Genomic DNA, 15,766 nt, shown 5'->3' on the forward strand with positions numbered 1-15,766 from the left:
CACAACCTTGCTGGGGGTAGGCCATGGCCCACAGCCAGCATTCAGGGTAGTTGCCGGCCAAGCCAGGCTTGCAGTTTGCGCGCCTGACGCAGGGTTTCTTTCAGGATGCGGGCGTCCAGGGTGCTGAGCTGGTGCGGGTCGATCAGGCTGTCCAGCCCGGCCGCATTGTCCTGGCAGGCCAATTGGTGACGCAAACGCAAATCCTGCAGGAAACGGGCGCTGTCGGCAAAGGACTGGCAGTCGCTGCTGTCCAGGCCTGGCAACTGGCTGGCAGCGGCAAAGCGCTCGCTGGTGCGACCTGCGGCGCAACCAGCCATCAAGGCCATGATGCGGGCGGCGTCAACAAAGAAGTCCAGTGCGGCTTTCAGGTCCAGCTTGTCATTTTCATCGGTTTGCAGGCGTCCGCTCCAGCCCAGCGGTGCCTGATAGCGTCGGGCGTTGCGGCTGAGTGCCTGCAATACCTGACGGTCTGCGGCGCGTTGGCGCAGCCGGTTGGCCAACTCCAGACCCAGTGCGCTATTGCCCCATACCGGTCGTAAGTCCAGATACAGGCCGATGTGTCCGGCGGTGTCGTCCGACTGCATCAGCTGGCTGATAAAGGTGTCGCTCCAGTCATCCAGTGACAGGCAGTGGCTGGGATTGCCGGCCATTACGCCGTTGCGGCACAACGGTATGCCACAGGCGCTCAATGCCGAGCAGATACCCTGTGCAATGGCGGGCAGTTGCAAGGCCAGCTGGTGCTGTAGCAGCGGCTTGCTGCTGTGAAACACGATGCCGCTGTCTTGATCCGAAGAGAGGGTATTTTCCTGACGGCCACTGCTGCCAAACTGCAGCCAGCAGATTTCCACATCATCCAGCCCGGCTTCTGCCAGATGCAGCTGGCATAGCCGGGTCAGCAACTGGTCGTTGAACAGGCTGAGCAAGCGGGTGCTGGCGTCAGCATCCATGCCCTGGCGGAACAGGGCGACCACCTGGCGGCGGAAGGTGGCGGCCACGCCGGACAGGGCGGCCGTGCTGTCACAGCGACTGAGCCGTTGCAGCATTTCCTTCATGTCCAGCCGTGACAGGCGGTACAAATCATGTTCCGAAACAATGCCGACCAGTGCGCTGCCCTCGCATACCATCACGTGGCGCTCGCCGCTTTGCACCAGCGCCAGCATGGCTTCGCTGGCCAGTGCCGTAGGCGGCAGGATGCAGCTGGGCTGGCGCATCAATTGCTGCACCGGGGTGTCGTCCGGCCGTCCGGCCAGATGGGCGGACAGCAGGTCGCGCAGGGTGAACAGGCCAAGCAGTCTTTGTTCCGGGCTGGTGATTACCACCGAGCCAACCCCTTGGTCCTGCATCAATTCCAGCAAGGGGCGCAGTGCGGTATCGGGCCTGCAAGTGACGGGTGGCCGCTGGATGACCGCTGACAGCGGGGTATGCAGACTGAGGCCCTGTCCACCTAGCGCTGCGGGGTGTTGTTGTCTGGCGCGGGACAGCAGATTGGCCAGCCGCTGGGTGCAAAACTGCTGGAATGCCGACGAGGCACGGCATAGCTCCAGAAAGGCCGCATGGGGTAACAGCAGCACCATGCAGTCACTGTCGGCACGGTAGTGGTTGGTGACAGCCCGCTGTGCCAGCAGTGCACCCAGCGGAAACATTTCGCCCTGGCTGAGCATGGCAAACGGCTGGCCGCTGTAAATATCCTCGGCCAGTACCTGGCCTTCCAGCACGATGAACAGCTGCGTGGCTAGCCCTGCCTGGGGATTGAGCAAGCTGCTGCCGCGGGGATAATGCTGGCGTTTGCCATAACGGGCCAGTAACTGGAGCTGTTCCGCTGTCATGACGGCAAATGGTTCATGCACCAGCAATGGTTGCCAGTCTGCCGGGAATGGAGTGGGCGTGGTCATGGTCTGCCGGTTGCGCTGTGATGGGTTGAATATAAAGCTGGCCAGACCCGACTGATATTGGGGAAATCCGTCGCAGTGCTTTTGCCCGCTTCAGTGGCCGGTCATGCTATTCACTGTTCTGTTTGAGGATCTGCTGGTAACGGCCATCGCGTTTTATCTGCTCCAGTGCCTGGCGGAATGCCTCTACCGTGGAGGCTGGTGTTCCCAGGCTGAATGCCATGGACATGCCTTGGGGCAGTTGCTTGAACACAAAGGCAGTCTGCAGCACCTGGCCGGGTTGGTCATGCATTTGCTGCACGGTGGAATAGGCTGTCAGCTGGTTGGCCGCCCACAGTGTGATGCGTTTGGCGCGCAGCATCTGGTAGCCCTCGCGATACGAGGAAAAGGCCTCCAGATGGGTGAATCCGTGTTCTTGCAGGTATTTTTCCTGATAAGAACCATGCAGTACACCAATCGCGTAGTTCTGATAGTCAGCCAGTTTGCCGTTACGGGGAATGCGCCCGCCATTTTCGGTCAGCATCAATAACACCGGCGGAGAGTGGATGACCTCGCCTACCCATTGAAAGCGATCTTCCCGCTCCGGTGTTCTGGCAATGGCGCATACCAGTGTGTTGGGCTGATTCAGGCCCATGGTCAATACCCGGTTCCACGGGTAAAGGTGCACGGTTTCACCCAAGCCCAGTTGGCGAATGATCAGCTGCACGACATCAACCACGATGCCGTGCGGCTGTCCGCCAGCCTCGCTGGAAAATGGTGGCAGATTATCTTCACAGGCAATGGTGAGTGTGCCTGCCTGTGCCACGGGCAAGGCCGAGCACAGCATCAGCAGCGGGATCGACAGGGCAGGGAGAGTGCGTTTCATCTCTTTACTGTAGTTGTTGCCCTTGGGGCGGCAAGTGAAATTGCCGAGTCGTATTTTGCACTGCAGCATGTGTGACGATGGCTTATCATGTCGGCTTTAACATCATTGGCTGATATTGCTTCATGATTGTCCGATCATCCCTGAGCTGGTTTCGCTTGCTGTTTGTCTGGCATGGCTCAGTCCTGCCGCGCATCATGCCACGACTGTTGCTGGTGTTGTTGATTGCCGTCATGTCAGCCGGCGCCCGCCACTGGTGGCTTAGCACTCATGCGGATTCTGCGCTCAGCATTCCCACCTTCACCTTGCTTGGTGTGTCGCTGGCCATTTTTCTGGGTTTTCGCAATTCAGTCAGTTACGACCGCTTCTGGGAAGCCCGCAAATTGTGGGGTGGCCTGCTGATTGTCAATCGCTCCATCACCCGCCTGCTGCTGTCTGCCGTACCGAAACATCCGCTGACTGCCGAGGCGGCAGATTTGCTCTGTGCCTTTGCCTATGCGCTGAAGGCCCAGCTGCGGCGGGAGGATGATTGCCAGCATCTACAGCGCCTGATTGCCCCCGGCCTGCTGGACGAGGTGCAAGCGGCCCGTTTTGCTCCGGCCATCATCCTGCGTCGGCTGGGAGAGCTGGTGCAGCAGTTGCAGCGCGAAGGCTGCCTGAACGAGTGGCAATGGCAGGCGCTGGACCGCAAGCTGGATACCATGTCGGAAATCCTGGGCGGTTGCGAGCGCATCGACACCACGCCGATTCCTTATACCTATCGCGTCCTGCTTAACCGCACGGTCACCATCTACAGCTTGCTGTTGCCGATGGGCCTGGTCAGCAGCATAGGCTGGCTGACGCCTCCGATTGCCGTATTCATTGCTTACACATATCTCGCGCTGGAAGTGATTGGCGAAGAACTGGAAGAACCGTTTGGTCGCGAAGGCAATGACCTGCCACTGGCTGCCCTGTGCCATACCATCGAATCCGCCGTGCGCGAAATGCAGGGCCTGCCGGTGACGGTGGAAGCGCCAAAGCCGCAAGGGGTGTATCTGCACTAAGCGCATCCATCAGGAAAGCTGTTGCCGTGGTGATGCCAGGTTCTTGTCGGACCTTTCTGGTCACCGCCGTTGCAGTTAGAGACGGATACTACGGGCAATAAAAAAAGCCCGGTGAAATCACCGGGCTCAAGGTCAGTGTGCTCCTGAACTGATTCAGATGGGGTTTTGCAGCTGGCCCAGAATCTGCGGGTTTTCCAGCGTCGAAACGTCCTGTGTGATTTCCTCGCCCTTGGCAATCGAGCGCAACAGGCGGCGCATGATCTTGCCGGAGCGGGTCTTGGGCAGGTTTTCGCCAAAGCGGATGTCGTCCGGCTGGGCGATCTTGCCGATTTCGTGGGCTACCCAGTTCTTGAGTTCGGCCGCAATCTTCTTGGCTTCGTCGCCTTCCGGACGGGCGCCCTTCAGTACCACGAAGGCTACCACGGCTTCACCCTTCACTTCGTGCGGCTTCCCTACCACCGCGGCTTCGGCCACCAGCGGGTTGGCCACCAGTGCCGATTCGATTTCCATGGTGCCCAGACGGTGGCCGGATACGTTCAGTACATCGTCGATACGGCCCATGATCCAGAAGTAGCCGTTTTCGTCGCGGTTAGCCGAGTCGCCAGCCAGGTAGTACTGACCGTTGAACTCGTCCGGGAAGTAGGTTTTCTTGAAGCGGTCCGGGTCGTTCCAGATGGTACGCACCAGGGACGGGAAGGGCTTCTTGATCACCAGGAAGCCACCGCGGCCCGGTTCCACCTGCGCACCGGATTCGTCCACGATGTCGGCAATGATGCCCGGCAGCGGCAGGGTGCAAGAGCCCGGCTTGGTGGGAACGGCACCCGGAATCGGCGCAATCATGGCCGAGCCGGTTTCGGTTTGCCACCAGGTATCCACGATAGGGCAGCGGCCACCGCCCACTACTTCGTAGTACCACATCCAGGCTTCCGGGTTGATCGGCTCGCCCACGGTGCCCAACAGGCGCAGGCTGGACAGGTCGAACTGTTTGGGCAGGTTATTGCCCAGCTTGATCAGAGAACGGATGGCAGTCGGTGCAGTGTAGAAAATGCTGACCTTGTGCTGCTCGATCATGCGCCAGAAGCGGCTGGCATCCGGGTAGGTCGGCACGCCCTCGAATACCACCTGGGTGGCACCGATGCCCAGCGGACCGTAGCAGATATAAGAATGACCAGTGATCCAGCCCACATCGGCGGTGCACCAGTACACATCATTCGGTTTGTAGTCAAAGGCCCAGCGGAAGCTGTTGATGGCGCCCAGCAGGTAACCGGCGCTGCTGTGCTGGATGCCTTTCGGTTTGCCGGTGGAACCGGAAGTGTAGAGGATGAACAGCGGATCGTCCGCCAGCATCCATTCCGGTTCGCAGGCTTCTGCCTGGCCTTCCACCAGCTTGTGCCACCATACGTCGCGGCCTTCGGTCCACTGTGCGCCGCCATTGGTGCGCTGGTAAACCACTACGTTTTGTACCGACTCGCAGCCTTCCAGTGCCAGGGCTTCGTCCACGGTGGCCTTCAGCGGAACGGTCTTGCCGCCGCGCAGGCCTTCATTGGCGGTAATCACCAGCTTGGCACCGGCATCCTGAATACGGTCGCGTACCGCACCGGCGGAGAAACCGCCGAATACCACGGAGTGGATGGCGCCGATACGGGCGCAGGCCTGCATGGCCACGATGGCTTCAATCACCATCGGCATGTAGATGACCACACGGTCGCCCTTGCCAATTCCCAGGCTCTTCAGACCATTGGCAAACTGGCAAACGCGACGGTGCAGTTCGGAATAGGTAACCCGGGTCACTTCGCCATCATCTGCTTCGAAAATCAGGGCGATCTTGTTGGCGTTCAGCGGCAGGTGACGGTCCAGGCAGTTGTAGGAGACGTTCAGCACACCATCGTCAAACCATTTGAAGAAAGGTGCATTGCTGTCATCCAGTACCCGTGAGAAGGGTTTTTTCCAGGTGATCAGCTCGCGTGCCAGGTCCCCCCAGAAAGCCAGGTAGCTGTCATCAGCCTGTTCGCACAGCGCATTGTAGGCCTCCATGCCAGACACAGTGGCCTTGTGGCGGAAGTCATCGGACGGCGGAAAGCTGCGGGTTTCTTTCAGAATGGACTCGAGGGTGGACATAACTTCTCCTTATGTTTTGTCTTGCTGTAGCCGCATCCCGCAGGATGCGGCCCCAGGTGTAACGATTAGTGCTTGGAAGCGCCGGAGGCGCCGATGCCGGTCATGGAGCGAACGAACTGGGCATCAAACTTGGCCTTTTCTTCAGCAGCAGACTTGGAGTTGTCGGTCACCGAGAACAGCCAGGTGGTCACGAACGCCAGGGTGATGGAGAAGATGGCCGGGTTCTTGTACGGGAACAGGGCGGCTTTGTGTTTCATCACATCCACCCATACTGCCGGTCCCAGAACAATCAGCACCACTGCGGTTGCCAGGCCGATGAAGCCGCCGATTACTGCGCCGCGGGTGGTGAGGCCCTTCCAGAACATGGACAGGAACAGAACCGGGAAGTTGGCGGAAGCCGCGATCGAGAAGGCCAGACCAACCATGAAGGCAATGTTCTGCTTCTCGAACACCAGGCCCAGCACGATGGCGATGACGCCCAGTGCCACGGTGGTGATCTTGGATACGCGGATTTCGTCAGCTTCGTTCGCCTTGCCCTTCTTGATAACCGAAGCGTACAGATCGTGCGAGACGGCAGAGGCACCGGACAGGGCCAGACCTGCTACAACGGCCAGGATGGTGGCGAAGGCAACAGCAGAGATGAAGCCCAGGAACATGTCACCGCCAACCGCATTGGCCAGGTGAATGGCGGCCATATTGCTGCCACCAACCAGTTGGGTGATTTGCTTGCCATCCTTGGTGATGGTTTCCATCATGCCCGGCTGATTCAGCACCAGCATGATTGCGCCAAAACCGATGATGAAGGTCAGGATGTAGAAGTAGCCGATGAAACCGGTGGCGTAGAACACCGACTTGCGGGCTTCCTTGGCATCAGACACGGTGAAGAAGCGCATCAGGATGTGCGGCAGTCCGGCAGTACCAAACATCAGCGCCATGCCCAGCGAGATGGAGTCAACCGGATCAGCCTTGCCCGGCGCCATGATGGCAGCGTGCTTGGCATGAGCGGCAACTGCCTTCTCGAACATCAGTTCCGGGCTGAAGCCAACGGTGGACAGCACCATGAAGGCCATGAAGGAAGCACCACACAGCAGCAGTACGGCCTTGATGATCTGTACCCAGGTGGTAGCCAGCATGCCGCCAAACAGCACGTAGCACACCATCAGGATGCCCACCATGATTACCGCAGAGGAGTAGTTCATGCCGAACAGCAGCTGGATCAGCTTGCCGGCACCTACCATCTGGGCAATCAGGTACATGGCCACCACAACCAGGGTGGAAGTGGCGGCAAAAGAGCGTACCGGGGTCTGTTGCAGGCGGTAGGAAGCCACGTCGGCAAAGGTGTATTTGCCCAGGTTACGCAGACGTTCTGCCACCAGGAACAGGATCACCGGCCAGCCAACCAGGAAGCCCATGGAGTAGATCAGGCCGTCATAGCCCTTGTCGAACACCATGGCGGAAATCCCCAGGAAGGAGGCTGCCGACATGTAGTCACCGGCAATGGCCAGGCCATTCTGGAAACCGCTGATGCCGCCACCGGCGGTATAGAAGTCCGAAGCAGAACGGGTACGGCGTGCCGCCCAGTAGGTAATGCCCATGGTGAAGGCTACAAACACTACGAACATGATGATGGCGTGCCAGTTGGTGGCCTGTTGCTTCACATCACCTTCGATGGCGCCGGAGGCGAAAGCCAGGGCAGGAAACAGGGTCAGGGCTGCCAGAGCGAGAGAGCCAGTGCGTTTTGTCATTGTTGTGCCTCCTCAACGATCTCGCGGTTGAGCTGGTCAAACTCGCCGTTGGCTTTGCGCACGTACAGGCCGGTCAGCACGAAAGCAGAAAGAATGATCAGGATCCCTACCGGGATGCCAACAGTCATGGTCATGCCGGGGGCGAGCGGAGCTCCCAGCGTCGATGGTGAAAATGCCAGAATCAGAATGAAGCCATAGTAAATGGCCAGCATTACGATGCTGAGCTGCCAACCCAGGCTTGTCTTCTTGTGAACAAGCTCTTTGAACTTCGGGTTGGACTGTACTTTCTTGAGTACGTCCTCGTTCATTGCATCCTCCTTTGTCGTAACGATCGTCTGACCGCTGGATGAAACATAAGGGACGAAAGCTGGGCACCGCTAATCGCTTTTTTTGATCAGCAAAATTTGTCATGTCGATGTTGCGTTGCAAAAAATATTAAAAAACAATAGGTTGAAATGGTATTTTTGCTCCATTTCCCCTGTGGTTTGTGCGGTTTTTTTGTGTGGGAATACCGGAAAATGTTGTGGAAGATGTGCTATTGAAGCCAAAATGAGGCAGCAGAACATGTCGTACAAACAGAAAAATGTAGTTCATTTACTACAGGCAGAGAGAACAGGTCGTACATGGAAATCTATCAGTTGAGGACCTTTGTCACCGTGGCCCAGCAAGGGCATCTGACCCAGGCCGCCGAATTGCTGCATTTGTCCCAGCCTGCCGTGACCGCACAGATCAAGGCGCTGGAAGAAGAAGTTGGCATGCCGCTGTTTGAACGGACTGCCGGTGGGGTGACCATGACGCGTGCCGGGCAGGAACTGTTGCCGCAGGCGCAATCCATCCTGGCCTCGGCCCGGGAAATACTGAATCACGCCAAAACCCTGAAAGGGCAGACCGGTGGCAAGGCTCTGGTGGGGCTGACCCTGACCCCGGCGACACTGAAAATGGGGCAGTGGGTGGCCGCCCTGGTGGAAAAGTACCCGCTGCTGGACCTGCGCCTGCAACACGGGGTCACGGGCGAGGTGCTCAACCTTGTGCGCAAGAAGGAACTGGATGCCGGCTTCTATCTGGGCAAAAATCCCTACGTCAATGTCAATACCGTCCTGCTGACCAATTTGCCGTTTCGCATCGTGATGCCACACAACTGGCAAAACCGTATTGACATCCACAATCACAAAGACCTAGGGCGCTTGCCCTGGATAGGTCTGTCGCAGTTTTCCAGCTTGTCCAAGATCACTGCAGAACTGTGGCGTGAACTGAATATTTCTCCGAAGAAGGTGACAGAAAGCGACAATCTGGCTTCCATTCTGGAACTTGTCGCCTGTGGCGTCGGTGTGGCACTGGCGCGTGAGGAAGAGGCGCTGGAATGGGAGGCCGCTGGGCGGTTGACGGTTGTGCCCGGTGTGCGCAAACTGGCTGAGCTTCAATTCGTTTATCCGTCAGACCGGGTTGGCGACCCCATACTGGAAGCACTGCTGCACGAACTGATTCGCATCTGGGAACTCAGCCCCGCCACCGCGCATTGAACCCCGCCTCACCGACAAGGATCTTCCATGGCCTACGAATGGTTTGCCAGTGCTTTCGAGCGTTATCTGCGTACCATGGAGCTCAGCCAGCGCCGCTTGCTGGATGCCCAGCAGGATGCCTGTATCAGCTGGGCCGTTGCATGGCTGCAAGGGCCGGCCTTGCCGGAAGGCGAACTGCAGAACCGCATCGACAGCAGCTTGCTTGGCAGTGTGTCCCTGATGCAGGCACACGCGGACAACCAGCGAGACCTGATGCTGGCAACCGAAAAGTCGCTCAATGACATGCACAAGCGCCTGCTCAGCCAACTGGAGCAGTCCGGTAACCACCCCTCATTCACCGTGATGAAACAGGCGCTGCAGCTTGGGCAAAGTTCGGGCAATGCCGTGAGCAAGATGAGCCGTCAGGTAGGTCACTTTGCCGCCACCAGCTTTTCCTCCGCCTCACTCAACGCCGCCCGCGACATGCGCCGGGTATTGCGTCGGCAAAAACCCTGATTGGTTTCAGGTGTTTATCCGCCCGGGTCGCGACTAGAATCGGGCAATGCAAGCACTCACTTCCCAGACCTTCGGTCAACGTTTTCTGCAGCTGCCACCGGTTTTCCACCGTTCGGTCCAGCCCCAGTCACTCAGCCAGCCGTATCTTGTTGCGGCCAACGCCCCCCTGTGTGTGCAGCTGGGTATACAGCCCGAAACACTGGATACGCCTGCTGCCGTGGCACTGCTGTCGGGCAATCGGCTGGCAGATGGCATGCAGCCTGTGGCGGCTGTGTATGCCGGGCATCAGTTCGGTGTGTTCGTCCCGCAACTGGGAGATGGCCGGGCGCTCTTGCTGGGTGATACGGCAGACATCCATGGCCATCGCTGGGAGTGGCAGCTCAAGGGGGCCGGACTGACTCCCTTTTCCCGGATGGGCGATGGTCGAGCCGTATTACGCTCCACCATCCGCGAATACTTGTGCAGCGAAGCCATGCACGGGCTGGGTATCCCGACCACCCGCGCACTGGCCATGGTGGGCTCGCCAGATCCGGTTTACCGCGAGCAAGTCGAGACCGCCGCCGTGCTGACCCGACTGGCAGAGAGTTTCATCCGCTTCGGTAGTTTCGAAGTGTTTTATCACCGTGGTCAGCATGATGAAATCCGTATCCTGGCGGACTTCCTCATCCGTCATCATTTCCCGGACTGTGCAGAACAAGCGCAGCCCTACGCAGCATTATTCAGCGAAATTGTCACTCGCACCGCAGGTTTGATTGCGCAATGGCAGGCAGTGGGCTTCTGTCATGGTGTGATGAATACCGACAATATGTCAGTGCTGGGGCTGACGCTGGACTACGGCCCGTTTGGCTTCATGGATGGCTTCAATGCCGCGCATGTATGCAATCACAGCGATCATTCCGGACGTTATGCCTACAACCAGCAACCACAGGTTGGCTTGTGGAATCTGCATTGCCTGGCATCGGCTTTTTTGCCGCTGGTGGACGAGGAAACGCTGCTGTCAGCCCTGTCCTCTTACCGGGAACAGTATGCGCAGTGCTGGATGAGGCTGATGCGCAGCAAGCTGGGCCTTGTCACCGAGCTGGAAGAGGATGATGCCTTGATCGAGGGATTACTGCTGGCCATGCATGCACACCGGACGGATTACACCGTGTTCTTCCGCCGGCTGGCGGATTTTGTGGCCGGTGAGGACAATGCGCCGTTGCGCGATCTGTTCCTGGATCGCAGCCTGTTTGATGACTGGGCTGCGCGTTATGCCGCGCGTTTGCAGCTAGAGTCAACACCGAAGGCCACGCGCAGGGCGGCCATGCTGGCAGTCAACCCCAAATACATCTTGCGCAATTATCTGGCTGAACAAGCAATACAAGCCGCTCAACAGGGCGATTTCACCCTGATAAACCGCTTGCATGATTGCCTGCAACATCCATTCGACGAACAGCCAGAGTATCAGGACTTTGCCGCTGAACCACCCGCCTGGGCGACGGAAATCAGCGTCAGCTGCTCCAGCTGAATCCAGCGCTTTTTCCCTGTCCCACTTCAGGCCTGTCTGCTGCCTGCTGAAAGCCGCTGCCCGATTCCAGATGCACGCCATGTCCTGCCGTGTGTTCTGGATGGCCAGCGGCTTCATTCTTTCCCGCTGCTTTCCGCCCGTATTCTTCTGACTATTGAGTGCGCTTATCAGGCCGGTACATCCAGTATCTGCCCGGAATGCGTATGCATTCTGTCCTGCTATTCAAATGTCTCAGGTCATGGTGTTTTGAATATTCTGTATTTAATTCAATTTTTTCTGACTAACAATAGTATTGATCGTGAATTGCTTTTGATAATTCACTTTTGATGCGGTGTATTGCTAAGTTGCAGATGTGGGATTTTATTATTGCCGCTAATAAGGTCAGTTTTTCATGCTTGTATGGTGCTTGGGTTTGTAATACTTTCATCGGGTCGATTAATGGGATGCAGGTTCTGTTAATATTGTTCATCAAAATGTTTTTGTTGATATATTTGCGGTGCTTGTTGCTTTTATTGCAATAATGTTGAACCGATAAAGGTGGCGGAATGAAAAGTATTATTATCACCCGGCCAGGTAGTCTGTTATTGGCAGATGAAAAAATACCTGCTCCTGCCGCGCATGAAGTCCGGGTCAAGGTTAAATATGCCAGTGTATGTGGCTCTGATGTGCATATTTATCGGGGGCATAATCCCTTTGCCAGCTATCCGCGGGTGATAGGGCATGAATTTTTTGGCATTGTTGATGCGGTTGGAGAGTCTGTCGACACTGCCCGTATCAGTCAGCGCGTGGTGATTGATCCGGTCATCAGCTGTGCTTGCTGCTATCCCTGTCGGATGGGGCGCCCAAATGTCTGTCTGAAGCTAAAGGTACTGGGCGTACATCGTGATGGTGGTTTCAGCGAATATGTCTGCGTACCTGCCGCAAATATCCATGAGGTGCCATCGAATATTCCAGATCGGCATGCCGCCCTGATTGAACCATTCAGTGTTGCGGCAAACATGACTGCTCAGTTGCAACCAGCCACACATGATTCAGCCTTGATTTATGGTGCCGGCCCCATGGGATTGGCGCTGGTACAGGTATTGAAAAATGTTTATCAGGTTGGCAAGGTGATGGTGGTGGACCGGATTCCTTCGCGGCTGGAGATGGCGATTGAATGCGGGGCAGATGTCATCATCAATAATCTTCAGTCATCCGAGGCTGATTATCTGCAAGGCATCCGGTGCCAGCCGACACTGATTATCGATGCTGCGTGTCATCCTGCCATTTTGTCACAGGCGATTGCCTTGGCATCTCCTGCCGGTCGTATCGGTATCATGGGTTTTTCTGATGCGGAAACGGTGATCCGGCAAAAAGACATAACCAGTAAAGAATTGTCCATTTTCTCTTCCCGTTTGAATAGTGCCCGCTTTCCTCAGGTTATTGAATGGATGGCTGCTGGCAAATTGTTTCCGCACATCCTGATCAGCCATGACATGAGGATGGAACAGGTAGAGCAGGCACTAGCGCTGTTTGAGTCAAATCCGGATAGCTGCTGCAAGATTCTGCTCCGATTCCCTGATTGAGAGACGGATGAACTGATGATTTTGGGGGTGTGATGTGAATACGGATAATGTCCTGGATCAGCAAATCAAGGAAAGTGATACTTCCGGCCTGGTCAAGACTGCTGTTTCAGGCTGGTTGGGAACGGCTCTTGAATTCATGGATTTTCAGCTTTACTCCCTGGGCGCTGCCCTGGTTTTTCATGAAATATTCTTCTATGGACAAAGCAGGGCCATGGTATTGATCCTGGCCATGGGCACATATGGCGCAGGTTATCTGGCACGTATTGTCGGTGCCATTATTTTCGGACGCATGGGGGACCGGGTTGGTCGCAAGAAAGTACTGTTTATCACCATTACCATGATGGGTTTGTGTACAACCCTGATCGGTGCACTGCCTACTTATGCGCAGATCGGCATTCTGGCCCCCATACTGCTGGTTATCCTGCGTATTGTGCAAGGATTGGGTGCCGGAGCGGAAATATCCGGTGCCGGCACCATGCTGGCCGAGTCAGCTCCGCAGGGTAAACGCGGCATCATTTCTTCATTGGTAGCCATAGGGACAAATTGCGGAACCTTGCTGGCAACGGCGATCTGGGGTGTTCTGTTTTATTTGCTGGACCGTCAGCAACTGATGGAATGGGGATGGCGCATTCCGTTCCTGTCCAGCGTCGTGGTCATGGCATTTGCCATCTGGCTACGTGCCAACCTGAAGGAGTCGCCTGTTTTCGTGCAAGGCGTGAATCAACGGCATGTGCATGAAAAATCTCATGAAAATCCGGCTGCCGTGGAAGTGAATGATGGCGGTTTTGCTGCCATGTTCCGCAGTCGCGCATTCTGGATTGCGACCACCCTGCGTTTTGGTCAGGCTGGAAATTCCGGTTTGATTCAAACCTTCCTGACCGCTTATCTGGTTCAGACCCTGCTGTTTGACAAGAGCATTCCGACGGATGCCTTGATGATAAGTTCTGCCATCGGATTCCTGACGATTCCATTAATGGGATATCTGTCGGATCGCCTGGGCAGAAGATTTCCATATATTTTGTTGAATGTCATGGGTATTTTGCTGGCTTATCCATTACTGTCATTGATCATGGATAAAGCGCAGGATATCAGCACCATCATGGTGGCGATCATCATTATTCACAATATTGCTGTGCTGGGTTTGTTTGCATTGGAAAACATTACATTGGCCGAGTTGTTTGGTGCCCGGCAGCGTTTTACCCGCATGGCCATATCCAAGGAGGCCGGAGGCCTGGTGGCGGTTGGTTTGGGCCCGCTGCTGGCTGGTATCTTTTGCCATTTGACTAACAGCTGGTGGCCTGTTGCAGTGATGATCATGTGCTATTCAATGGCAGGCCTGATGGCGGCATTGTCGATGCCGGAAGTTAAAGACCGAGATCTGAACATAATGCAGGATGCAGAAGTTTGAGCCGTATTTTGGGAGGTATTGGCACAAGGTTAATCATGCCTGTTCGTACCAGTTCCTGAGGAGTGCGCATGTCTGATTCATTGTCGTCCCCCAAGGGCTTATCGCCACCTTACCCACGTGAAGCCTTGCGACCCAGATTATTACATCTGGGTTGTGGGGCCTTTCATCGCGCTCATCAGGCGGTGTATGCCGACATGCTGGCCAGCGACCATGCCAGTGACTGGGGCTACTGTGAAGTTAGCCTGACGGATAGTGGCAGTACGATTACTGCCTTGAAAAGACAGGACTTTCTCTATGCAGTGGCAGAAATGGATGGGAACGACTGGTCATGCCGGGTGGTGGGCGTGGTCTGTCAGGCACTGAGCCTGCGTGAGGATGGCTTGTCGGCCGTTGTTGAGGCGCTGGCGCAGCCTGAGCTGGCCGTGGTGACGCTGACCATTACCGAGAAGGGTTATTGCCATTCACCCGCTACCGGCCAATTGCAGATGGAGCATCCCGCCATCCGGCATGATATTGCCTGCCCCTGGCAGCCATGCTCTGCTCCCGGAGTGTTGCTGGCTGGTCTGCGTTTGCGTCGTGAGCGTGGCTTGCCCGGCTTGACCATTCTGTCTTGCGACAATATGCCGGCTAACGGTGTCGTGACAAGGCAAGTCATGATGACGCTGGGCAGATTGCAGGATGCAGACCTGGCTGCCTGGGTGGAATCGCAGGTGGCATTTCCTTCCAGCATGGTGGACTGCATTGTGCCCATGGTGACCTCGGAAACCCGCAGGCGTATCCGTGACTTGCTTGGCGGTGCCGATGACCCGGCCGGTGTGGCTTGTGAACCTTATCGCCAGTGGGTGATAGAAGACTGCTTTCCTTACGGGCGACCGCCGTGGGAACTGGTTGGAGTCAAGCTGCTTGCCGATGTGCAGCCTTTCGAGGAAATGAAGTTGCGCATGCTCAATGGCAGTCATTCCTTTCTGGCGTATCTGGGTTGTCTGGCCGGCTATGTGCATGTCAGCGATTGCATGCAGGATGCTTGCCTGGTGAGGCTGGTCTACCATTTGATGGTGCATGAGCAAGCACGAACATTGGAATGCTGTCCGGATGATCCGCAAGAGTATGCGGAGCAGCTCTTGGCGCGTTTTCGCAATCCTGCTTTATTACACCGGACCTTGCAGATAGCAATGGATGGCAGCCAGAAATTGCCACAGCGCATGCTGGCGTCCATTCGTTTTCATCTGCAGCACGGAAATCGTTTTGACTGCCTGGCACTGGGGGTGGCGGCATGGATGTGCTTTGTCAGTCGGGTGGATGAGCAGGGGCAAGTAATATCCGTGTCCGATCCGCTGGCCGGGGAAATAGGCCGTCTGCTGTCCAGCAGAACGGACGGTGAATCTGCGGTACGGGCATTGTTGAAGCTGGAGCAAGTTTTCGGGAGCGATTTGCCCGCCAATGCGCATTTTGTCGAGCTGCTTGAGCAGCAGTTCCAGCTATTGCAGCAGCTTGGTGTCAGGGCCTGTATCACATCGTTGTGCAGTCGGCTTGGCCTGACAGTAACCTTGGCCTGATGTCACTGGCAGGCTACAAGATTGCCATGTCCTGATGTTGTGAAAAAAGCCCCGCCGG

At 56.5% G+C, this 15,766-nt stretch carries 12 protein-coding genes; 7 read left to right on the plus strand and 5 right to left on the minus strand.

Features of this window, described 5'->3' with window-relative positions; all coding sequences use genetic code 11:
• Window positions 1-41: 41 nt before the first annotated feature.
• Window positions 42-1,892, minus strand: coding sequence for a DUF294 nucleotidyltransferase-like domain-containing protein (locus JHD62_RS00350; protein WP_199101307.1), 1,851 nt, complete (start codon window positions 1,890-1,892; stop codon window positions 42-44).
• Between the two features lie 106 nt (window positions 1,893-1,998).
• Window positions 1,999-2,754 (minus strand): ABC transporter substrate-binding protein, encoded by a 756-nt coding sequence (locus tag JHD62_RS00355; protein WP_199101308.1) that lies wholly within the window; start codon window positions 2,752-2,754, stop codon window positions 1,999-2,001.
• Window positions 2,755-2,876: 122 nt separating this feature from the next.
• On the opposite strand from JHD62_RS00355, the gene JHD62_RS00360 reads away from it, so the two are divergent.
• Window positions 2,877-3,794 (plus strand): bestrophin family protein, encoded by a 918-nt coding sequence (locus tag JHD62_RS00360; protein ID WP_045847089.1) that lies wholly within the window; start codon window positions 2,877-2,879, stop codon window positions 3,792-3,794.
• Window positions 3,795-3,947: 153 nt separating this feature from the next.
• Here JHD62_RS00360 and acs read toward each other — a convergent pair whose 3' ends face one another.
• The 3 genes from acs to JHD62_RS00375 form a co-directional block, all read right to left on the minus strand.
• A complete protein-coding gene (gene acs / locus JHD62_RS00365) occupies window positions 3,948-5,912 on the minus strand; it encodes an acetate--CoA ligase (protein WP_199101309.1) in 1,965 nt (654 codons plus the stop codon).
• Window positions 5,913-5,977: 65 nt separating this feature from the next.
• The gene (locus JHD62_RS00370; RefSeq protein WP_199101310.1) at window positions 5,978-7,657 is read right to left on the minus strand and encodes a cation acetate symporter; all 1,680 of its coding nucleotides are present in this window, start codon (window positions 7,655-7,657) and stop codon (window positions 5,978-5,980) included.
• Complete coding sequence (locus JHD62_RS00375; protein WP_045847092.1) at window positions 7,654-7,965, minus strand: DUF485 domain-containing protein; 312 nt, start codon at window positions 7,963-7,965, stop codon at window positions 7,654-7,656. Before JHD62_RS00375 ends, JHD62_RS00370 begins: the two co-directional genes overlap by 4 nt.
• A gap of 315 nt (window positions 7,966-8,280) precedes the next feature.
• On the opposite strand from JHD62_RS00375, the gene JHD62_RS00380 reads away from it, so the two are divergent.
• From JHD62_RS00380 to JHD62_RS00405, 6 genes are all read left to right on the plus strand, one after another.
• Entirely contained in the window at window positions 8,281-9,177 is an 897-nt protein-coding gene (locus JHD62_RS00380) for a LysR family transcriptional regulator (RefSeq protein ID WP_199101311.1), read from the plus strand.
• Between the two features lie 27 nt (window positions 9,178-9,204).
• On the plus strand, window positions 9,205-9,672 hold the full coding sequence (locus tag JHD62_RS00385) for a hypothetical protein (protein WP_131355047.1): 468 nt from the start codon (window positions 9,205-9,207) through the stop codon (window positions 9,670-9,672).
• Between the two features lie 46 nt (window positions 9,673-9,718).
• A complete protein-coding gene (locus JHD62_RS00390; protein WP_199101312.1) occupies window positions 9,719-11,179 on the plus strand; it encodes a YdiU family protein in 1,461 nt (486 codons plus the stop codon).
• Between the two features lie 545 nt (window positions 11,180-11,724).
• Window positions 11,725-12,744, plus strand: a complete 1,020-nt coding sequence (locus JHD62_RS00395) for a Zn-dependent oxidoreductase (RefSeq protein WP_199101313.1) — start codon at window positions 11,725-11,727, stop codon at window positions 12,742-12,744.
• A gap of 34 nt (window positions 12,745-12,778) precedes the next feature.
• On the plus strand, window positions 12,779-14,152 hold the full coding sequence (locus JHD62_RS00400; RefSeq protein WP_370541001.1) for an MFS transporter: 1,374 nt from the start codon (window positions 12,779-12,781) through the stop codon (window positions 14,150-14,152).
• A 68-nt stretch (window positions 14,153-14,220) separates the two neighbouring features.
• Window positions 14,221-15,708 carry a mannitol dehydrogenase family protein gene (locus tag JHD62_RS00405; RefSeq protein ID WP_199101314.1) on the plus strand — a complete coding sequence of 496 codons (1,488 nt, stop codon included), beginning with the start codon at window positions 14,221-14,223 and terminating at the stop codon, window positions 15,706-15,708.
• Window positions 15,709-15,766: the final 58 nt, after the last annotated feature.

The organism is Aquitalea sp. ASV11 (assembly GCF_016429185.1).
In the GTDB taxonomy this organism is placed as follows: domain Bacteria; phylum Pseudomonadota; class Gammaproteobacteria; order Burkholderiales; family Chromobacteriaceae; genus Aquitalea; species Aquitalea pelogenes.